This window comes from Pseudonocardia halophobica (genome assembly GCF_050948485.1).
Classification (GTDB): Bacteria; Actinomycetota; Actinomycetes; order Mycobacteriales; family Pseudonocardiaceae; genus Pseudonocardia; species Pseudonocardia halophobica.
The window spans coordinates 7,711,843-7,731,803 of record NZ_CP192046.1 but is presented as its reverse complement, the minus strand read 5'-3'; the positions used below and the strand labels follow the sequence as shown (position 1 = coordinate 7,731,803).

Below are 19,961 nucleotides of genomic sequence, written 5' to 3'. Positions count from 1 at the left end.
TCGGCCCCTCTCCGCGTGCCGACCGTGGGGAGCGGTGGGCACGACCTCGTTCGTCGTCTCGTCGGCGTGGGCTGGGCATCCCCAGACTTATCCACACATGTGCGTAGACCGTACGCAGGGGGATACGGCGGGCCGCGACCACCCTCCTGTCGGGCGCGCGCCCGCAGCGTCCGTCGTGGTGACAGTCGGAGAAGCCCCGATCCCCCCGGATGGAACTGCGAAGCCCGCACGCTAACAACGACCGGCCCGAGGTCACAAGATGCGCAGGTCGGAAGCCTGTACGGACCCGTCCGACGCCCCCGTCCCAACCTGCGGCGATCACGCAGCGCACCCTCGTCGTCACCGGGATCGGGGCTGCCTCGGGGGCGGTTTGCACCGCTCGGAAGCGGCTGCGTACCCTGTTCTGCAGGCGCGGTCCCGTCGCCGGCACGTCCGCGTGCCCCGACACGGCAGATGCTGCCACCGCGCACGACCGAGATCAGTAGCTACCGACGGCCCGAGCACCCCGCGGCGCCGTCGACCGGGAGAGTCGACCGTGAGCAAGCGCACCTTTCAGCCGAACAACCGCCGCCGGGCCAAGACGCACGGCTTCCGGCTTCGGATGCGCACGCGCGCCGGGCGCGCGATCATCTCCGCGCGCCGCCGCAAGGGCCGCTCGCAGCTCTCGGCCTGATCCCCGCACCGTCGGAGTGCTGCCCGCCGGCGCCCGGCTGACCCGTCGGGACGAGTTCGCCTCGACGATCCGCCACGGCCGCCGTGCGGGCCGTTCCCGGCTCGTCGTACATCTGGACATGGCGTCCACCACCGACCCGGCCTCGCAGGCTCCGCCGCGGGCCGGGTTCGTCGTGAGCAAGGCCGTCGGGAACGCGGTGGTCCGCCACCGCGTGGCCCGGCGGTTGCGCCATCTCGTCGCGGCCCGGCTCGGCATCCTGCCGACCGGGTCGTCGCTCGTCGTGCGGGCGCTCCCGCCCGCCGCCGCGGCGACCTCCGCCGAGCTCGGCGCGGACCTGGACTCCGCGCTGCGCTCCGCGTCGAAGAAGCTGCGGGGCCGGGAGCCCGCCCGGTGAGCCCCTCACCTGCGGCCCGCGTCCTGGTCGGCGCGGTGCGCGTCTACCAGCGCTGGATCTCCCCCGCGCTGCCCCCGGCCTGCCGCTTCTACCCGAGCTGCAGCGCCTACGCGCTCGAGGCCGTGCAGGTGCACGGCGCGGCGCGCGGCACGTGGCTGGCCGTGCGACGGCTGCTGCGCTGCCACCCGTGGCACCCTGGCGGGGTGGACCCGGTACCACCCCGGGCCCCGGAACAGGACCCGGAGCCCGAGGAACCCGATCGCCCCGCCCGCCCCGACGACCGTCGAGCCGCCGACTGCACTGAGAAGTGCGAGGAGCAAGCGCCGTGCTGAACTTCATCTACTACCCCGTGTCGTTCATCATGTGGGTCTGGCACAAGGCGTTCGGCTTCGTGTTCGGCGCGGACTCGGGCATTTCCTGGGTGCTCGCAGTGATCTTCCTGGTCTTCACCCTGCGCGCCATCCTGTACAAGCCCTTCGTCGGGCAGGTCCGCTCCATGCGGAAGATGCAGGAGATGGCGCCGGAGATGCAGAAGCTCCGGAAGAAGTACGCCAACGACAAGCAGAAGCTCGCCGCGGAGATGCAGAAGCTCCAGTCGGAGAACGGGGCGAACCCGCTCGGCGGCTGTCTGCCGGTCCTGGTGCAGGTCCCGGTGTTCATCGGCCTGTTCCACGTCCTGCGCGAGTTCAAGCCGGGCAAGACCGAGAACTACTTCTTCGGCGCCGACGAGGTGCGCTCCTTCGTCGACTCGGACTTCTTCGGCGCCAAGCTGGGCGCCTCGGTCATCAACACCCAGTACTCGACGACCAGCCTCGCCGAGCTCGGCGGCAACCTGACCAGCCAGCTGATCGTCATGATCCCGCTGATGATCATCGCGGGTATCTTCACGCACATCACCGCGCGGCACTCGGTGGCCCGCCAGGCGGCCAACCCCGCGGCCATGGCGAACTCGCAGACCGCGATCATGAACAAGCTGATGCTGTACGTGTTCCCGATCGGCGTCGTGGTCGGCGGCCCGTTCCTCCCGCTCGCCATCCTGTTCTACTGGGTCTCCAACAACCTCTGGACCCTCGGTCAGCAGTACGTCGTCTACAAGAAGATCGACGCCGAGGAGGCCGAGAAGAAGGAGAAGGCGTCCGCGCAGCGCAACTCCCTCGCCCCGAAGCCGGGCCAGAAGCCGCAGCGCGACGTCCGCGGCGAGACCGACGGGGCCACCAACGGTGCGGCGCCGGCCGACGAGGTGGAGATCGACTCCAACGGCAGCGGAGACGGCGACCCGTCTGCCGCGCCCGCGAAGAAGCCGGGCGCCAAGCCCGTGAACAAGCCGAAGCCGGGAGCGAAGCCCGTGGGCGGGAAGCCGGCGAACCGGCCGGCCGGCCAGGGCGGGCGCCCCGGCGGCGGCAACCGGACGCAGGCCCGGAAGGGCAAGAAGCGTCGGTGACACGAGGTCGGCGGGCGCGACGACGCGACCCCGACCTCGACGGACCTTCGAGCGGGCGGCCGGGCGGCGCCGCCCGCTCACCTCGTCCGACCCGCCCGGGCGGAGCGGACGAGCGCAACGTGGAGAGGAGACACACGTGCCGAAGACCGCGGAGAGCGGGTCCGAGGACCAGCTGATCAAAGAGGGGGACATCGCGGGCGACTACCTCGAGCGCCTGCTCGACATCCTCGACTACGACGGCGACATCGACCTCGACGTCGAGGCCGGCCGGGCCATCGTCAGCATCGACGGCGGCGAGGACCTGGTGAAGCTCGTGGGCGACCGGGGCCAGGCGCTGGAGTCGCTGCAGGAGCTGACCCGGCTCGCCGTGCAGCAGGCATCGGGCAACCGCAGCCGGCTGATGTTGGACATCGCCGGATGGCGGCAGAGCCGCCGGGACGAGCTCACCGAGCTCGGCACCCGGACCGCGCAGGAGGTCAAGGACTCGGGCCAGTCCGTGCGGCTCCGCCCGATGACCCCGTTCGAGCGCAAGGTCGTGCACGACGCCGTCGCCGCGGTGAAGGGCGTCTCCAGCGAGAGCGAGGGCGAGGAGCCGCGCCGGCAGGTCGTCGTCTTCCGCGACAAGTGAGGCCGGGTTCCCCGGGACCCGTACCCCAGCACCCGCCCGCGCCCTCCGTGTCCGCATCGGACCGGAGGGCGCGGGCGTGTCCGGCCCCTCCAGAATCTGGACGGTTTCACGTGGAACATCCCCCCGCCCCGGCGGAGAAGGTCTTCGGCGACCGCCTCGACCTCGCCGCCCGGTACGTCGAGCACCTCGCGACGTCCGGTGTCGAGCGCGGCCTCATCGGCCCGCGCGAGACCGACCGCCTGTGGGACCGGCACGTCCTGAACTGTGCCGTCGTCGCGGAACTCGTGCCGGACGGCGCGAAGGTCGTCGACGTGGGTTCGGGAGCGGGCCTTCCCGGGATACCGTTGGCGCTGGCTCGCCCGGATCTTCGGATCGTGCTCGTGGAGCCGCTCGCCCGCCGGGTGGAGTGGCTCAGCGAGATCATCGACGATCTGGGCCTGTCGCTCACCGTGGAGCGGGGGCGGGCCGAGGAGAATGCGATCCGGCGTCGATGGGAGGGGGCGGACGTGGTGACCGCTCGTGCCGTCGCGCCGCTCGCCCGGCTCGCCGGCTGGTCGATCCCCCTGCTCCGGGTCGGTGGCAGGCTGCTCGCCGTGAAGGGTGCCTCGGCGCCGGACGAGATCGCCCGGGACGCCGACGAGGTCCGCAGGCTCGGCGGCGGCACCCCGGTGATCGAGCGATGCGGGGCCGGCGTCGTCGACCCGCCGAGCACAGTCGTCTCGGTCGAACGGGAGAGCCGGCCCGCCGGCAGGCCGCGGAGGAGGCGCTCGTGATCCCGCCGTTCCACGTGACACGTCGTCAGGAAGGCCCCGCACGATGAGCATCGGCTGGACCCCCATCGCCGAGGAGGCGGAGCGTGCCGCCCGCCTGCGGCACCCCGACCGGCACTCGATGCCGAAGCCGGCGCACCGGCGGATCCTCACCGTCGCCAACCAGAAGGGCGGCGTCGGGAAGACCACGAGCACCGTCAACATCGCGGCCGCGCTCGCGATGCACGGACTGCGGGTGCTCGTCGTGGACCTCGACCCCCAGGGCAACGCGAGCACGGCCCTCGGCGTCGAGCACCGCGCCGGCACGCCGTCGATCTACGAGGCGCTGCTCGGCGAGATCGGGATCGTCGAGGCCGCCGCGGTGAGCACGGCGTCGGACAACCTGCTGTGCGTGCCCGCCACGATCGACCTGGCCGGCGCCGAGATCGAACTGGTCAGCATGGTCGCCCGCGAGTCGCGGCTGCGGCAGGCGCTGTCCGACGAGGTGCTCGACGAGCTCGCCGTCGACTACGTCCTGATCGACTGCCCGCCCTCGCTGGGGCTGCTGACGGTCAACGCGCTCGTCGCGGCCGCCGAGGTGCTGATCCCGATCCAGTGCGAGTACTACGCGCTGGAGGGGCTCGGCCAGCTGCTGAGCAACATCGACCTCGTGCGGTCGCACCTCAACACCGCGCTGCACGTGTCGACGATCCTGCTGACCATGTACGACGGCCGCACCAAGCTCGCCGACCAGGTCACCTCGGAGGTGCGACAGCACTTCGCCGGCACCGTGCTGCGGACGGTCATCCCGCGCAGCGTGAAGGTCTCCGAGGCCCCGGGCTACAGCCAGACGGTGCTCGCCTACGACCCCGGGTCACGCGGCGCGATGAGCTACGTCGACGCCGCCCGGGAGATCGCGCAGTACGGCTCGCGGATGGGCGGGCCGGAGACGAACGGGGCGTAGATGGCCGAGCGCAAGGGCGGGCTGGGCCGCGGCCTGGCCGCGCTGATCCCCACGGCGCCTCCGGGCGAGCCCCCGACCCGCCCCTCTCCCCCGACGCCGTCGGCGCACGTGCCGGAGTCGTGGGACCGGGGCGCGCCGACCGACGGGTTCGCGCCGGCCGGGGCCGTCGCCGAGGCGGGCGCGGTCTACCGGGAGATCCCGGTCGCGGCGATCCGGCCCAACCCGAAGCAGCCGCGCAGCCAGTTCGACGAGGAGCACCTCGCGGAGCTGGCGCACTCGATCCGCGAGTTCGGGCTGCTGCAGCCCATCGTGGTGCGCGAGAAGGGCTCCGGGAACTACGAGCTCGTCATGGGCGAGCGGCGGTGGCGGGCCTCGCAGCAGGCCGGCCTCGAGGTGCTGCCGGCGATCGTCCGGCGCACCGGCAACGACCAGATGCTGCGGGACGCGCTGCTGGAGAACATCCACCGCGTGCAGCTGAACCCGCTCGAGGAGGCCGCCGCGTACGAGCAGCTCCTCGCGGAGTTCGGCGTGACCCAGACCGAGCTGGCCGACCGCATCGGCCGTAGCCGGCCCGTGGTCACCAACATGATCCGGCTGCTGCGCCTTCCGGTGGCCGTCCAGCGTCGGGTCGCTGCGGGCGTGCTGTCCGCCGGTCACGCCCGCGCCCTCCTCGGGCTCGACGACGCCGAGGCCCAGGAGGAGCTCGCCGCGCGGATCGTCGCCGAGGGCATGTCGGTGCGCGCGACCGAGGAGGCGGTCGTGCTCGCGCGCAACGAGCGGTCGCCGGGCAGGCAGCGGCAGTCCCGGTCCCGTCCGGCGCCGACCGAAGGGATGACCGAGCTGGCCACGCGCCTCTCCGACCGCTTCGACACCACGGTCAAGGTGGAGATGGGCGCACGCAAGGGACGGCTCGTCGTCGAGTTCGGGTCGGCGGAGGACCTCGAGCGCATCGCCGGGTTGATCGAGCGGGGCTGAGCCCCTCCCACGGGGAACGTCGCGGTCGTTCGTTCCCCGTGGAACATCACCCCCGCTCGACGGCGCGCTCCACGAGGGCCGCGAAGACGGTGCCCAGGTCGCTCCCCTCGGCCGCGACGGCGGTGGGGAGCAACGACGTGTCGGTGAGCCCGGGCGACACGTTCACCTCGAGGATCTGGACGCGCCCGTCGGCGTCGACGACGGCGTCCGTGCGGGAGACGTCACGGAGCCCGAGCAGGGCGTGCGCCTGGAGGGCGGTCTCGCGGAGGCGGTCCAGGACGTCGTCGGGCAGCCGGGCCGGGCAGTGGAAGCTCGCGGCCCCCTGCGTGTAGCGGGCCGTGTAGTCGTATACGCCGCCGGGGACGTCGACCTCGACCGGCGGCAACGCGCGCGGCTCGGCGCCGTCGTGCACCACGGAGACGGCGACCTCGGTGCCGGTGACGAACCGCTCGGCGAGGACCGTGTCGGCGTAGGCGAGGCAGCTGACCATCGCCGACGGCAGCTCGGCGGCCGAGCGGACCACCTGGGCCCCGAGGGCTGAGCCGCCCTGGTCCGGCTTGAGCATCAGCGGCAGCCCGAGCCGGTCCACCATCGCGTCGAGCACGGCCTGGGCGCCCAGCTCGCGGAAGGTCGTGTGCGGCAGCGCGACCCAGTCCGGAGTGTCCAGGCCGGAGCGCGCGAGCTCGGCCTTCGCGGTCGGCTTGTCCCACGCGCGCCGGCATGCCGCGGACGCGGTGCCCACGAACGGCACCCCGAGGAGCTCCAGGACGGCCTGCACCGCCCCGTTCTCGCCCTCTCCCCCGTGCAGCGCGACGATCGCGGCGTCGGGGCGCTCGGTGCGCAGGCGCTCGATCAGCGCGGCGTCGGCGTCCCACTCGCGGACCTCCAGCCCGCTGGCGCGCAGGGCGCCGGCCAACCGGCGCCCGGATCGCAGGGACACCTCACGCTCGTGGGAGAGCCCACCCGCCAGCACGGCCACGCTTCGATCGCTCACCGGGGCATTCTGCGCCACGACCTCGCCGGGCCCGGCGTCCGGTCCGGGGTGTTCCACGTGAAACGGCGGCCTCGGGACGGCTCGTGTTTCACGTGAAACGGTCCGGGAACGACGAACGCCCCGCGGTGCGTACCGCGGGGCGTTCGGAGATCCGGGGATCAGGCCGTGTCGGGGCTCGGGGTGTGCGACCCCCGCCTGAGCTCGGGCGCCGGCGCGGCGGGGAGGCCGAAGGTGCGCCGCACCTCCAGCTCCGCCTCGATCACACCGGCGAGGCGGCGGACGCCCTCGGTGATGCGCTCCGGGGTCGGGTAGCAGTACGAGAGCCGCAGCTGCCGGCTGCCGAGCCCGTCGGCGTAGAACCCGGTGCCCGACGCGTATGCCACCCGGGCGGTGACGGCGCGCGGCAGCATCGCCTTGGCGTCGACACCCTCCGGGAGCGTGACCCAGACGTAGAAGCCACCGTCGGGCACGGTCCAGGTGCAGCCCTCGGGCAGGTACGTGTCGAGCGCGGACAGCATCGCGTCCCGCCGCTCGCGGTACTGCTCGGTGTAGGCCTTCACCTGCGCCCGCCAGTCGTGCTTCTCCAGGTAACGGGAGACGACCATCTGCGTGAAGCTCGGCGGGCACAGCGTGGCGGACTCCGCGGCCAGCACCAGCCGGTCCCGCACCGCCGGCGGCACGAGCGCCCACCCGACCCGCAGACCGGAGGCGAACGTCTTGGAGAACGACCCGAGGTAGATGACCGAGCGGTCCAGCGACCGCAGCGCCGGGTAGCGGGTGCCACTGAAGCCCAGCAGCCCGTACGGGTTGTCCTCGACGATGCCCACCCCGTACTCCGCGCACAGGTCCAGCACCCGCTGCCGCCGCTCGACGGCCATGGTCACGCCGGCGGGGTTGTGGAAGTTCGGGATCGTGTAGAGGAACTTCGGGGTGACACCGCGCGCCGCGAGCGAGCGCAGCGCCTCCTCCAGCAGCTGCGGGACGAGCCCGTGCTCGTCCATCGCCACGTGGACCACGCGCGCCTGGTAGGCGGCGAAGCTGCCCAGCGCGCCGACGTACGAGGGCCCCTCGGCGAGGACCACGTCGCTCGGGTCGCAGAACAGCCGGGTGACGAGGTCGAGGGCCATCTGCGACCCGACGGTCACGACGACGTCGTTCGGGTCGGCCTCGATCCCCTCCTCCCGCATGACGTCGCAGATCTGCGCGCGCAGCGCCGGCACGCCCTGGGCGGAGCCGTACTGCAGCGCGACCTGGCCCTCGCGGGCGACGAGGTCGCCGATCTCGCCGGACAGTTCGTCGAGCGGGAGGGCGGCGAGGTTGGGCATGCCGCCCGCGAGCGAGACGACCTCGGGCCGGCTGGCGACGGCGAAGAGGGCGCGGATCTCGGAGGCGACCATCCCGGAGGTCCGTGCCGCGAACCGCTCCGTGGGAGGGACCGGCGCGGCTGCCGCCGCCCGCTCGACGGAGACGTCGGGCTGCTGCGGGGACGGCGGGATCGTCACGGTGGATCCTCCAGGTCGACGGGTGATCGCCGCCCGGCGGCCACGCGCGCGCAGCCTCGGGGAGCGAAAGCGGCACCTGAGTGTAACCGGGACGGGTGTACGCCCTGCCCTTCGGCGAGGCTGAGACACCGGTCGCAGCAGCCGGGGTGTCGCAGGGGCCCGGACCGACCTACCATCGAACGGCCTTCGTGATCACACGGGGGCTCTCGACCACGCGGAACCCGATCGGGTCGGCCGCCCGGAGGTAGCACGTTGTCCTGGCACGTCGCCGCGGTCAACCTCGACAACCTGGGGGACCTCCCCAAGCGTTGTCGCTCCTGCGTCTTCTGGGAGCTCGCACCGCACCTGGCCAAACAGGCCGAGGAGTTCGGCACCACCGATCTCGAGAAGGAGGCCTGGGTCTCGGAGATCCTGCTCGAGTGGGGCTCGTGCGGGAAGATCGTCTACGTCCGCGGGGCGCCCGCCGGCTACGTCATGTACGCGCCGCCCTCCGCGGTTCCCCGCGCCACCGAGATGCCCACCGGCCCCGTGAGCGCCGACGCGGTGCTGCTCACCACCCTCCAGGTCATGCCGGAGTACGCCGGCGAGGGCCTCGGCCGCATGCTCGCGCAGTCCGTGGTGAAGGACCTCACCCGCCGTGGCGTGAAGGCCGTCGAGGCCTTCGGCGAGGCGCGGCCCGGCTCCGAGCCCGGCTGCATCATCCCGGCCGACTTCCTGCGCAGCGTCGGGTTCAAGACGGTCCGGCCGCACCCGCGCTGGCCCCGGCTGCGGATGGAGCTCCGCTCGGGGATCACGTGGAAGGAGGACGTCGAGCACGCGCTCGAGCAACTCCTCGGGACCGTCACGATCCCGATGCAGGCCGCGGCGCCCGTCGGGCAGCCCGGGTACCAGGTACCCGCCCCGGCCGGTGCACGCGTACGCGCGATCTGAGGGCGCGCTGTACGGGCCGCTGAGCGACCGAATTACACGAGTGTGACCCAGGGGCCCGGGAACCGATGATTGGCCGTTCCCGGCCCTGAGATCGATTCTCCCGGCCTCAGATGGCCTGGGCCTGGTTCCGGTTGATCTCGTGGGCCAACACGTCGGAGAACGTGAACGTGCCCGTCGGCTGGTCGTTCTGACCGAGCAGGTACAGCCGCTTGACGGCCACGAGGATGCCCTCGGCGACCACGTCGCGGAAGCCGGGGTCGAGCAGCTTGGTCCGATCGCCGATGTGCGTGAGGTAGCCGAGCTCCACGCGGACGGCCGGCATCTGCGTCAGCCGCAGCAGTTCCCACGTGCGGGCCTGGCTTCCGCAGTCGAGCATCGCGGTGCGGGTGAGCAGCTCGCGCTGGATCAGCCCGGCGAGCGCCTCCCCCACGGTGGAGGTGGCGCCCGAGCCGTTGCCGAAGTGGAAGGTGGCGAGCCCCTGCGCGTACATGCTCCGGTTCGCGTCGGCGTGCAGGGAGAGCACGAGGTCGGCGTTCGCCTCGTTCGCGAACGCGGCGCGCTCGGCCTCGGCCGGGCAGGTGTCCTCCCGGCGGGAGAGCAGCGCCTCCATGCCCGTGGCGGACATGCGCCCGACGAGCCGGCGGGCGAGGTCCCACATCAGGTCGGCCTCGCACACGCCGGCAACCTGGACGCCGCGGTCGAGGCCGCCGTGCCCGGGGTCGACGACGATCCGCTTGCCGCGCATCCGCGGGCCGGCGCGCCGGAGCAGCTCCTGCTCGCGCAGCAGGCCGGGACGCCCGCCGACGACCTTCCGGCCGAGCTGCCGCAGGGCACGCAGGGTGCCGGGGCCGCACACACCGTCCGCGGCAAGCCCGTAGTCCCGCTGGAAGCCGCGCAGGGCCTGCTCGGTGCGCTCGTCGAACACGCCGGAGGGGCGGCCGGGGTCGTAGCCGAGCTCGAGGAGGCGGGTCTGGAGCTGGCCGACGTCGTCCCCGCTCATGGGCGCGGACACCATCAGGGCCAGCATCCGGTCGCCGAGCTTCCAGCCTGCCTCACGCAGCGCACGGTAGGTGTCCGGGCCGACGATCCCGTCGGTGATCAGCCCGCGGCGCTGCTGGAACGCCTGGACGGCCCGCTCGACGGCACCGTCGAACACGTCGTCGGAACCCGGGGCCGGGGCGGCGGCCAGGAGGCCGAACCGCCGCAGCGTGGTCCTGATCTCGACGACCGCCGGGCCGCGGTCCCCGCGGCGGAGCAGCTGCATGCACCCCTCGCTCGATCTCCGTCGCGCCGAACCGACGGCGCGTCTCGATGGTCCGGGCCCGCACGTCGGCACGCGGCGCACTCCGGCATGTCCGGCCCGGTTCTCGGCCGCCGACCATTCTGCCCTGCTGTGCCACGTCCGGGGGACAGCGGGGCGTGCACGGGCGTGTCCGCGCAGTCAGCGGACGAGAACGGCGCCGAACGGCCGAACGGCCCGCCGACCGATCGCCGGGTGTACCGGGCGATCGGCGACAGGCCGTATCGGATCGGTTGCGGAAACGACCTACAGGTAGTCGGACAGGTCGTTCAGCAGGGCGGCCTTCGGCTTGGCGCCGACGATGGTCTTCACCGGCTGGCCGTCCTTGAACAGGATCATGGTCGGGATCGACATGACCTGGTACTGCTGGGCGGTCTTGCCGTTGGCGTCGATGTCGAGCTTCGCGACGGTCAGGTTGTCCTTGTGCTCGCCGGCGATCTCGTCGAGCACCGGGGCGACCATCTTGCACGGCCCGCACCAGGTCGCCCAGAAGTCGACCAGCACGGTCTTGCCGCTCTTGAGGACGTCCTGCTCGAACGTGGCGTCGGTGACGTCCACGGTGTTGTTGCCCATCGCGTTGCTCTCCTCGATCGGTACTGCGCCAGGAAGAAGGGTGCCAGGAAGTACGGGGGACGGTCAGTGGACCGCGGCCGCGACGTCCTCCGCGTCGCTGCCGTAGCCGCCGCCGGCCATCTCGGGGTCGATCGGCTCCTCGGCCAGCCAGCGCTCGGCGTCGATCGCCGCGGAGCAGCCCGACCCGGCGGCGGTGATCGCCTGCCGGTAGGTGTGGTCGACCAGGTCACCGGCCGCGAACACGCCCGGGATGTTGGTGTGCGTCGACGGGGCCGTGGTCTTGACGTAGCCCTCGTCGTCGAGCTCCACCTGGCCGCGGACCAGCTCGCTGCGCGGGTCGTGGCCGATCGCCACGAACATCCCCGAGACCTCGAGGGTGGACTCCTCGCCGGTCACCGTGTCCTTCAGCTTGAGCGCGGACACGCCGTTCTCGCCGACGACCTCGGTGACGGCCTTGTTCAGCTCCCACCGCATCTTCGGGTCGTTCTGCGCGCGCTCCAGCATGATCTTCGAGGCACGGAACTCGTCGCGGCGGTGCACCACCGTGACGCTCGACCCGAACCGGGTGAGGAAGGTGGCCTCCTCCATCGCCGAGTCGCCGCCGCCGATCACGGCGATCGGCTTGTCCCGGAAGAAGAACCCGTCACAGGTGGCACAGGCCGACACGCCGCGGCCGAGCAGCTCCTGCTCCCCCGGCACGCCGAGGTAGCGGGCCGCGGCCCCCATGGCGAGGATGACCGCGCGGGACCGGTAGGTCACGCCGTTGGCGGTGACCTCCTTGACCGGACCCTCGAGCTTCACCGACTCGACGTCCTCGGCCCGCAGGTCGGCGCCGAAGCGCTTGGCCTGCCCGCGCATCTGCTCCATCAGCTCCGGGCCCATGATGCCGTCGGTGAAGCCGGGGAAGTTCTCGACCTCGGTCGTCGTCATCAGGGCGCCGCCGAACTGGGTTCCCTCGAACACCAGGGGCGCGAGCTGGGCGCGCGCGGCGTAGACCGCTGCGGTGTACCCCGCCGGTCCGGAGCCGATGATGATCAGCTCGTGGATCTTCTGCTCGGTGCTCACCGATGCCTCTCCTCCCGCTCTCCGGCCCAGTCAACACGATCCTAGGAGCGGGCATTCCCCCGGCGGAGCGGCGCGCGGCAGGGCTGTGGCTGCGGTCACCCGCCCGTGGTGAGGTCGGCCAGGACCGCGCCGCAGCCCTCGTCCGGGACGACGGCGCGCACCCGGCCGAGCACGCCCGTGCCGAGCACGAGCAGGGTCCCCCGCCGCCCCTCGACGACGACCGGGCGTCCGGCGAGGAGCGGGCCTCGGGCGGGCGCGGCGCCGGCGCGGTCCAGACATGCCGCGAGGGCCGCCGGCTCCCGCAGCTCCCCGACGTCGAGGGTGCCCTCCGCGAGCACCCGCGCGGCAGCGGAGGCGGGGTCGACCGCATCGCCCGCCGGCCGGGTGGACGGCCCGACGACCGCGACGGCGACCAGGGCGGCCGCCGCGGCCGTGAGCAGGAGCGGCCGCCGCCGCCGAACCCGTCGTGCGTAGTCATCGTCGCTATGACGACTATTGCCACCTACAGCGCCGTCCAGCGCGTCGAACCCCGCCGCCAGCCTCGCGGCGACGGCGGTGGGCAGGCGGACCGGCGGCACGGCGGCGAGTTCGGCGCGGGTCGTCGCGAGTGCGGCCAGCACCCGGTCGCTTCCGGGTCCGGCCGCCGCGATCACGCGGCTCGCCGCGTCCTCGTCGGGCAGACCGGCCTCGGCCTCGGCCAGCCGGGTGAGCCAGCCCCCACCGCCCGCGGACCGCTCCGGACCGCTCATGCGCCCTCCTCCCGCAGGTGCCCGAGCAGCCCGGCGAGCCGGACCCGGCCGCGGGCGCAGCGGCTCTTCACGGTGCCCGCCGGCACCTGCAGGATCGCCGCCACCTCGGCGACGGGATATCCCATCACATCGACGAGAACGACGGGAACGCGCTGATCAGCGGGGATATGTGCCAGCGCGTCGAGCACCGCGAGCCGGGTCGTGGCGCCCTCGGCGGGGTCGCGCCCGACCGGCGTCCGGTGGGTGCAGCCGTACCCGGAGGGCGGCCGCGCGCGGTCGTACCGGATCCGGTCGACGCACTTGTTCACCACGATCCGGTGCAGCCACGTGCTCACCGACGCCTCCCCGCGGAAGCCCGCCGAGCGGCGGTAGGCCGACTCGAGCGCGTCCTGCAGGACGTCCGCGGCGTCCTCCGGGTCGCGGAGCACCCGCAGCGCCACCGCCCACAGCCGGTCGCCGTGCCGGCGCACCAGCTCGTCGAACGCGCGGCGCTCGCCGGACCGGTGCGCCTCCAGCAGCTGCAGGTCGGACCGCGCGTCGAGCAGGGGCACGCGGCGGACGCTAGGAGCCGGGTGTCCCCGCGCGGTCCGGAACGGCGCAACCGTTCACAGGAGTGATCTACAGGCCCGCGCGGTAGAAGGTGAGCTCGTCGATCTGGCTCACGTTCGCGTCGCCCCCGCCGCCGAGCTTGGTGATCCACACCAGCACGTGCTGGGTCGGCTGGCTGTCGGCCAGCGAGATCGTGCTGGTGCCGGTGGCGAGGGTCTGCCTGGTCAGCAGCTGGGTGTCCTCGAGGTCGGCGTCGGCCGAAGGAGCCGACCGGATCTCGACGACCGTCCCGGCGCTCGGCGACTGCACCGAGATCCGGGACAGCTGCTCCACCGAGGCGAAGGAGGCCATCAGGCCCACGCCCGGCTTGAGCGCCGGCAGCTGCTGCTTGTAGGTGAAGGTCGACCAGCTGGTGGTCGGGTTCCCGTCGACCGCGCGCTCGACGTCGACGGCGTTGTCCCGGTCCCCGGTGCGGTCGTACACCTCGAGCGAGACACCGCTGACCGCCACGCTCGCGGCGGGGCCACCGGGGGCGGCCGGGTTGGGCGCGGCCGCCGCGTTGTCGCCGACGACGATCGCCGGGCCGCTCGACTCCCCGAACATCGAGCCGACCTGCACACCCAGGTACCCGAGCACCACGAGCACACCCGCGCCGAGCACGCCCAGCCCGATCAGCAGCTTCCGCCGCCGGTCCGGGTCCTGCGGCGTGGCCTTGCGCGTCTTGTTCTGCCAGACGTCGCCGGGCTCGGCCGGCACGCCGTCGTGCTCCGGCGGGAAGATCGCGGCCCGGTCGTCCTCGAGCACGACCTCGCCGATCATCTGCTTCACCGCGGCAGCGGTGTGCACGCGACCGACGGCGGGCCCCACGGCGTGCGACCCGAGTGCGGCCGTGCAGACGGCGTCGAGCTCGACGGGCACGCCGGGACGCAGCGCCGACGGCGGCACCGGGGCGCCGTGCTCGTCCCGCTCCGGGGAGGGCAGGCCGGCGCGCGCGGCGTCGGAGCCCGACAGAGGCCAGCGCGAGGTCAGCAGGGTGTAGAGGACGGCACCGAGCCCGCGGACGTCGTCCTCGGGCGTGAGGCCCGGCCGGGGCAGCACGAACGCGACCTGCGCCCGCCCGTCCCGGGTGACCCGGATCCGCTGCGGGTGGTCGGTGCCGAGCACCAGGCCCCGGCCGTGCGCCTCCTCGGCGGCCGAGGCGAGCTGCTGGACCATGCGGGCCGCGCGCAACGGCTTGATGAGCCCGCCCGCGACGGCCTCGGTCAGGCTGTGCTCGGCGACCCACTCGGTGACGGCCGCGCCCAGCACGTCCGACGGGACGCCGGGCGAGCCCGCGGCCAGGACGTCGAGCAGCCGGGCGCACCCCGCGTGCTCGAAGCCGCCGGAGCGCAGCGCGCGGACGATCATCTCGCCGGCGCGGGCGGTGCCCTCCGGGTCCTCGTCCGCCTCGTCGGCGGGGAGCCGGCGCAGCACGGTGACGCCGACGTCCCGCTGCAGGATCGTGTCCTCGGCCCGCCAGAACTCGGCACCCGCGCTCAGGTCCGAACCGACGCGCAGGACGAGCCGGTAGCGGTTGCCGAGGACGGTGCCGGGGCCGGTCGCCGCCGTGGACCGGACGGCGCTCTCGGCGCGTCCGAGCGAAGCGCCGTTGACCGGCGGCGCGGACTGGACCGAGCGGACCGTGGCCGCGTCGGGCGGGACGGCGGGGCTCGGGATCGCGGTGCCGGGGACCGCGGGGACGGCGGCGGTGGTCGAGGTGACGGATGCGGCGGATGCGGTGGCACCGGTGCCCGGGCCGGGCACAGGGCTCTCCTCCGTCTGCCCGCTCACCGGTCGCGACCTCCACCCCGTGCGCCACGCGCGACTGCCTGCCCCCTACCGCCAGGTCGTCAGCCTACGGCAGATCGCCGTCCGGCGCGGTCACCCCGCGCCGTGACGCGCGCCGGAGTCCGGGCGGGAACTCCCCGGACCCGACGGACGTTCCCCCCGGCCGCTCGCCGGGACGAACCGCAGGTCGGGGACCTTCCGGACCGCGCAGGACCGGCGGCTCCGGCGCTCCGGCCGCGGAGCCGGTCGACGGTCCGCCGTGCGGCGCGCGCACCGGGACCGGCGGTCGGACGGGCCCGGTCGGCGGGCCCGTGCCGGTTCCGTGCGGTCCGGTTCCCCCGTCCGGACCTGGCCGGTCGCCCCGGATCCGCCGGACGATCCGACGGGCGGCGAGCAGCACGAGCAGCACGCCGGCGACCGCGGTGAGCCAGATCGTGACGGTGCCGTAGACGGTCGAGCGGACCTGCAGGCGGGTCGGCTCGCCGAGCGCGCCGCCGTCCGGCGTGCGGACCGAGGCCTCGACGGTGAACTGCCCCGCGCGCAGCACCTCGGCGCTGACCCGGACCTGCACCCGACCGAGCGGGGGCACGCGCTGCACCGGGATCGGGGCGACCCGCAGCCCGGCCGTGCTGGCCAGCTCGACCCTTACCGTCATGGTGATGGGAAGTCCGTTGGCCACGGTCAGCGGCACCGGCGCGTCCCGCGTACCCAGCGAGAACGGCCCCGGCGGCTCCAGCACCCGCACCGAGCCGACCAGCTCGTCGATCCGGGTCCCGACGAGGCCGGCCTGCACCCGCGCTGCGGCCGGGTCGCCGCGCCACCAGCCGGAGACCGCGCGCAGCATCCCCCGCAGCAGGGGGTCGAAGACCTGCTCGGGCGGCGCCCCGACGCCCGTCTCGTAGTCGGCGGCCGCCCGCAGCCGCTCGACGTCGTCGCGGTCCTCGGCCACCGAGGCGACGACCGCCGGCGGGATCTCCAGCGCCCCCATCCGCACGGGGTAGGTGAGCCGCCGCCCGTCCGCCCCGGGCGGGGCGCCCGCCGCGACCGACGCCCCGAGCGCGCGCGGCTCGGCCAGCCCGGCCGTGATCAGCCGGGATGCGCCGTCGAGCAGGGTGTCCGCGCCGCGGCCGTCGATCGCCCACCGGTGCGGCGGGGCGAGGACCAGCGGTCCACCGGCGCGGGCGCCGCCGGACAGTGCCCGGAAGGCGAGCGCGCCGAGCGCGTCCTGCGTGCCGAGGGCCCCGGGGCCGCCGGCCGGGCTGGTGCTGGTGGTCGACGCCCTGCTGCCGCCGGCCGCGAGGGTCAGCAGCGGGTCGGTGAGCACCCCGACCGTCGACGTGCCGCCCGTGGTCGGGTCGGCCAGCGGGACGACGCCGGAGACCTGCGTGGCGCCGGGCTGCTCGACCGAGTCGGCGGAGAGCACGGCGGCCGACGACCCGTCGCCGGCCTGGCCGACGTCCGCCAGGGTGGCCTCGTCGAGCGCCCCGTCGACCGGCCAGACGGTGTCGGCGAGCACCGGCGTCCCGAGCAGCCGCCCGGTCAGCTGCCGCCCGTCGTCGACGGCCCGCCGGGCGAGGTCCGACGCGCCGGACCGGACCAGGGCGACCAGGTCGGCGTCGTCCTGCGCGAGGGCGAGCACGCAGCTGCCGCGCAGGGTGGCGGAGAGCCGGGCGAGCCACGCTCGGGCCGCGTCGGCGCCGGCGCCGGGCGTGACGGTCCCGTCCGGGGCACGCACCTGGTACCCGTCGGCCATCTGCGCGGCGGCCTCGACGAGGTCCGGGTCGATCGCGACGCACACCCCGGCCCGCAGCGGCGAGCCGACGGGTGCGCGGGAGGCTAGCGCCTCGACCAGGCCGGCGAGCCGGCCGCCGGGGGCGAAGGAGGCGGCGAGGCCGTCGTCGGTGAGGGTGACCGGCTCGCCGGGCACGGTCGGCAGCCGCCGCGGCGGCTCGACCATCGGATAGAGCAGCGTGAACGGCGTCGAGCCGGTCGGTGGCGCGGCCGGCCCCGCCGGGGCGCCCCCGGGCAGCGAGAGCACCGGCAGCAGCAGGCGCACCGCCGCCATCCGGGACCGGAGGCCGTCGCGGGTGCCGTTGACGTTGACCAGCAGGGCGTGCACCCCGGTGCGGGCCAGTGCGAGCGACGAGGTGGGCGGCCCGGTGAGCGGCACCGAGAGCGTGACCGGCTCGGACGCGCCGGCGGCCAGGTCGGGCAGATCGGTGAAGACGGGGGTGACGGCGTCGGCGGCGTCGTCGCCGGCCAGGGCCTCGCGCACCGCGGCCTCGCTGCGCAGCGGGTCGCTGCGCTGGACGCGGGCGCCGAGGCCGGTCACCGGGCTCGACCCGGTGTTGGTCAGCGTGCCGGTGAGGGTCAGGGTCGCGGGCCCGTCCGCGGTGACGACGCGGGGCGAGGCGGCCGTGACGTCGAGACGCAGACCGGTGTCCGCGGCCGGGGGCGCGTCGGGCTGCGCCGCGGCCGTCCCCGCCGCCGCCCCGACCAGGGTCGCGAGCAGGGTGAGGATCGCGGCGGCCGCCGCGACCCCTCTCACGCGGTCTCCTCCAGCAGTTGGGTCGCCCGCCGGATCAGCCGCCGCTCGTCGGCGTAGGCGAGCCGGCCCTCCAGCTCCCCGAGCGGAACCCAGGCGACCTCGGCGACCTCGACGTCGTCGTCGCACAGGTCGCCGCCGAGGGCCCGCATCAGGAAGTGGTGCACGGTCTTGTGCACCCGGCGGTCCTCGGCGACGAACCAGAAGTCGATCGTGCCCAGGGGTGCGACCACGCGCCCGATGATGCCGGTCTCCTCCTCGACCTCCCGCACCGCCGCCTCCTCGGCGGTCTCCCCGGCCTCGATGTGTCCTTTCGGCAGGGACCACAGGAGCCGGCCGCGGCGGTCCAGCCGGCCGATCACGGCCGCGCGGCCCAGCTCGTGGTCGACGACGAGGCCACCCGCGGACGTCTCGTCGACCGTCCGCAGACGACGGCGCCGGTCGGCGGGCCTCCCCGCGCGGCGCCCCCCTGAGCGGCCGCGGGAGGAGGACATGTGGCGATGGTAACGAGGGGAGGGTCCCGGGGCGGGGTTCTGCAGGACGCGCGTGCGTCACGCCCCGTTCGTCCCGCCGTCGGATCCCCCGGGCGGCGCCCACGGGCGCCGCCTACACTGGCCCGCCGTGTCTTCCCCGCTCGTGATCTCCGGTACCGCCGTGACCGCGGCACCGGATCGGCCGGACGCACTCCGGCGCGCCCAGGAGAATGCGCTCGTGGAGCTGCTCGACATCCCCGCCGTCGCCGACGAGCTCGGCGACCGGTTCCGTGCGGCCGGGCACACGCTCTACCTCGTCGGCGGCAGCGTCCGGGACGCCCTGCTCCGCCGTGGCGGCGCGGACCTGGACTTCACCACCGACGCCCGGCCCGAGCGCATCCTCGAGATCGTCGCCGGCTGGGCGGATGCGACCTGGGACACCGGCATCGAGTTCGGGACCGTCGGCGTGCGCCGCGACGACGACACCCTCGAGATCACGACCTTCCGCGCCGACGCCTACGACCGCGTCGGCCGCAAGCCGCTCGTCCGGTTCGGGGACTCGCTCGAGGGCGACCTGGTCCGCCGCGACTTCACCGTGAACGCGATGGCCGTCGAGGTGCACACCGCGCCCGGCGACCGCCGGTTCGTCGACCCCTACGGCGGCCTCGCCGCGCTGGCCGCCGGGGTCCTCGACACCCCGGCCGCGCCGCAGGAGTCCTTCGCCGACGACCCGCTGCGGATGCTCCGGGCCGCCCGGTTCGTCTCCCAGCTCGGGTTCACCCCGGCCGAGCGGGTCATCTCGGCGATGTCCGCGATGGCCGGCGAGCTCACCCGGATCACCAAGGAGCGCATCCAGGCCGAGTTCTCCAAGCTGCTGCTCGGCGCGCACCCGCGGCGCGGGATCGAGCTGCTGGTCGACACCGGGCTGGCCGAGTACGTGGTGCCCGAGGTGCCGGCGATGCGGCTCGCGATCGACGAGCACATGCAGCACAAGGACGTCTACACGCACTCGCTCGTCGTCATGGAGCAGGCCATCGAGCGGGAGGAGAAGCCCGACCTGGTGCTGCGCCTCGCGGCCCTGCTGCACGACGTCGGCAAGCCGCCGACCCGGCGCAAGGAGCCGGACGGCCGGGTGAGCTTCCACCACCACGAGGTGGTCGGCGCGAAGATGGTCCGCAAGCGGCTGCGCGACCTGCGCTACCCGAAGCACGTGGTCGACGACGTCAGCCAGCTCGTCTACCTGCACCTGCGGTTCCACGGGTACGGCAAGGGCGAGTGGACGGACTCGGCCGTGCGCCGGTACGTCGCCGACGCCGGGCCGCTGCTCGACCGGCTGCACGCGCTCGTCCGCTCCGACTGCACCACCCGCAACCGGCGGCGGGCCGCGGCGCTGCAGCGCTCGTACGACTCGCTCGAGGAGCGGATCGCCGAGCTGCGCCAGCAGGAGGAGCTCGACGCCATCCGCCCCGACCTCGACGGCAACGCGATCATGCAGATCCTCGGCATCCCGCCGGGCCCGCAGGTCGGCAGGGCCTACAGGCACCTGCTCGCGCTGCGGATGGAGAACGGGCCGATGAGCGCGGAGCAGGCCGAGGCCGAGCTGCGCCGGTGGGCCGCCGAGAACCTCTGA

20 protein-coding genes are annotated in these 19,961 nt (G+C 74.2%); 10 read left to right on the top strand and 10 right to left on the bottom strand.

Going from position 1 to position 19,961, the window contains the following annotated elements; all coding sequences use genetic code 11:
- The first annotated feature begins 535 nt into the window (after nt 1–535).
- The 8 genes from rpmH to ACQP04_RS36920 all read left to right on the top strand — a co-directional run bounded on the left by rpmH (nt 536) and on the right by ACQP04_RS36920 (nt 5,824).
- A complete protein-coding gene (gene rpmH / locus ACQP04_RS36955; RefSeq protein WP_037042106.1) occupies nt 536–673 on the top strand; it encodes a 50S ribosomal protein L34 in 138 nt (45 codons plus the stop codon).
- A 16-nt stretch (nt 674–689) separates the two neighbouring features.
- A complete protein-coding gene (rnpA, locus tag ACQP04_RS36950; protein ID WP_037042104.1) occupies nt 690–1,067 on the top strand; it encodes a ribonuclease P protein component in 378 nt (125 codons plus the stop codon).
- Nucleotides 1,064–1,399 carry a membrane protein insertion efficiency factor YidD gene (yidD, locus tag ACQP04_RS36945; RefSeq protein ID WP_433505049.1) on the top strand — a complete coding sequence of 112 codons (336 nt, stop codon included), beginning with the start codon at nt 1,064–1,066 and terminating at the stop codon, nt 1,397–1,399. The genes rnpA and yidD overlap by 4 nt, the downstream gene beginning before the upstream one ends.
- The gene (gene yidC, locus ACQP04_RS36940; protein WP_433505048.1) at nt 1,393–2,508 is read left to right on the top strand and encodes a membrane protein insertase YidC; all 1,116 of its coding nucleotides are present in this window, start codon (nt 1,393–1,395) and stop codon (nt 2,506–2,508) included. The genes yidD and yidC overlap by 7 nt, the downstream gene beginning before the upstream one ends.
- A gap of 136 nt (nt 2,509–2,644) precedes the next feature.
- Nucleotides 2,645–3,136: a protein jag gene (locus tag ACQP04_RS36935; RefSeq protein WP_037042101.1), complete on the top strand. Its 492-nt coding sequence runs from the start codon at nt 2,645–2,647 to the stop codon at nt 3,134–3,136.
- Between the two features lie 110 nt (nt 3,137–3,246).
- On the top strand, nt 3,247–3,909 hold the full coding sequence (gene rsmG, locus ACQP04_RS36930) for a 16S rRNA (guanine(527)-N(7))-methyltransferase RsmG (RefSeq protein WP_433505047.1): 663 nt from the start codon (nt 3,247–3,249) through the stop codon (nt 3,907–3,909).
- Between the two features lie 43 nt (nt 3,910–3,952).
- Nucleotides 3,953–4,849 carry a ParA family protein gene (locus ACQP04_RS36925; protein WP_433505046.1) on the top strand — a complete coding sequence of 299 codons (897 nt, stop codon included), beginning with the start codon at nt 3,953–3,955 and terminating at the stop codon, nt 4,847–4,849.
- Nucleotides 4,850–5,824 (top strand): ParB/RepB/Spo0J family partition protein, encoded by a 975-nt coding sequence (locus ACQP04_RS36920; RefSeq protein ID WP_433505045.1) that lies wholly within the window; start codon nt 4,850–4,852, stop codon nt 5,822–5,824.
- 46 nt (nt 5,825–5,870) lie between these two features.
- Here the strand turns inward: ACQP04_RS36920 and ACQP04_RS36915 are convergent, their stop codons facing one another.
- Both ACQP04_RS36915 and ACQP04_RS36910 read right to left on the bottom strand, forming a co-directional pair.
- Entirely contained in the window at nt 5,871–6,818 is a 948-nt protein-coding gene (locus ACQP04_RS36915) for a D-alanine--D-alanine ligase family protein (protein WP_433505044.1), read from the bottom strand.
- 158 nt (nt 6,819–6,976) lie between these two features.
- A complete protein-coding gene (locus ACQP04_RS36910) occupies nt 6,977–8,320 on the bottom strand; it encodes a PLP-dependent aminotransferase family protein (protein WP_433505043.1) in 1,344 nt (447 codons plus the stop codon).
- 252 nt (nt 8,321–8,572) lie between these two features.
- Here ACQP04_RS36910 and ACQP04_RS36905 point away from each other — a divergent pair, with 252 nt between their 5' ends.
- Nucleotides 8,573–9,250 (top strand): GNAT family N-acetyltransferase, encoded by a 678-nt coding sequence (locus tag ACQP04_RS36905; protein WP_037042097.1) that lies wholly within the window; start codon nt 8,573–8,575, stop codon nt 9,248–9,250.
- 106 nt (nt 9,251–9,356) lie between these two features.
- Here ACQP04_RS36905 and ACQP04_RS36900 read toward each other — a convergent pair whose 3' ends face one another.
- The 8 genes from ACQP04_RS36900 to ACQP04_RS36865 form a co-directional block, all read right to left on the bottom strand.
- Nucleotides 9,357–10,514, bottom strand: coding sequence for an N-acetylmuramoyl-L-alanine amidase (locus ACQP04_RS36900; protein WP_037042096.1), 1,158 nt, complete (start codon nt 10,512–10,514; stop codon nt 9,357–9,359).
- Nucleotides 10,515–10,796: 282 nt separating this feature from the next.
- Nucleotides 10,797–11,123: a thioredoxin gene (gene trxA, locus ACQP04_RS36895; RefSeq protein ID WP_037042095.1), complete on the bottom strand. Its 327-nt coding sequence runs from the start codon at nt 11,121–11,123 to the stop codon at nt 10,797–10,799.
- Between the two features lie 63 nt (nt 11,124–11,186).
- Complete coding sequence (trxB, locus tag ACQP04_RS36890) at nt 11,187–12,188, bottom strand: thioredoxin-disulfide reductase (RefSeq protein ID WP_433505042.1); 1,002 nt, start codon at nt 12,186–12,188, stop codon at nt 11,187–11,189.
- Nucleotides 12,189–12,283: 95 nt separating this feature from the next.
- Entirely contained in the window at nt 12,284–12,937 is a 654-nt protein-coding gene (locus ACQP04_RS36885) for a hypothetical protein (protein WP_433505041.1), read from the bottom strand.
- Nucleotides 12,934–13,488: an RNA polymerase sigma factor SigM gene (sigM, locus tag ACQP04_RS36880; protein ID WP_433505040.1), complete on the bottom strand. Its 555-nt coding sequence runs from the start codon at nt 13,486–13,488 to the stop codon at nt 12,934–12,936. The genes ACQP04_RS36885 and sigM overlap by 4 nt, the downstream gene beginning before the upstream one ends.
- Before the next feature lie 67 nt (nt 13,489–13,555).
- Nucleotides 13,556–15,316, bottom strand: a complete 1,761-nt coding sequence (locus ACQP04_RS36875) for a protein kinase family protein (RefSeq protein ID WP_433505039.1) — start codon at nt 15,314–15,316, stop codon at nt 13,556–13,558.
- 64 nt (nt 15,317–15,380) lie between these two features.
- Nucleotides 15,381–17,861 (bottom strand): DUF6049 family protein, encoded by a 2,481-nt coding sequence (locus tag ACQP04_RS36870; protein WP_433505038.1) that lies wholly within the window; start codon nt 17,859–17,861, stop codon nt 15,381–15,383.
- On the bottom strand, nt 17,858–18,352 hold the full coding sequence (locus ACQP04_RS36865) for an NUDIX domain-containing protein (RefSeq protein ID WP_433505037.1): 495 nt from the start codon (nt 18,350–18,352) through the stop codon (nt 17,858–17,860). The genes ACQP04_RS36870 and ACQP04_RS36865 overlap by 4 nt, the downstream gene beginning before the upstream one ends.
- Before the next feature lie 142 nt (nt 18,353–18,494).
- Here ACQP04_RS36865 and ACQP04_RS36860 point away from each other — a divergent pair, with 142 nt between their 5' ends.
- Nucleotides 18,495–19,961, top strand: coding sequence for a CCA tRNA nucleotidyltransferase (locus ACQP04_RS36860; protein ID WP_433508507.1), 1,467 nt, complete (start codon nt 18,495–18,497; stop codon nt 19,959–19,961).

Coding starts and splice junctions, on each gene's coding strand:
- ACQP04_RS36925 (WP_433505046.1), top strand. CDS start 3,953: ATGAGCATCGGCTGGACCCCCATCGCCGAGGAGGCGGAGCGTGCCGCC.
- ACQP04_RS36865 (WP_433505037.1), bottom strand. CDS start 18,352: ATGTCCTCCTCCCGCGGCCGCTCAGGGGGGCGCCGCGCGGGGAGGCCC.
- trxA (WP_037042095.1), bottom strand. CDS start 11,123: ATGGGCAACAACACCGTGGACGTCACCGACGCCACGTTCGAGCAGGAC.
- ACQP04_RS36920 (WP_433505045.1), top strand. CDS start 4,850: ATGGCCGAGCGCAAGGGCGGGCTGGGCCGCGGCCTGGCCGCGCTGATC.
- ACQP04_RS36885 (WP_433505041.1), bottom strand. CDS start 12,937: ATGAGCGGTCCGGAGCGGTCCGCGGGCGGTGGGGGCTGGCTCACCCGG.
- ACQP04_RS36900 (WP_037042096.1), bottom strand. CDS start 10,514: ATGCAGCTGCTCCGCCGCGGGGACCGCGGCCCGGCGGTCGTCGAGATC.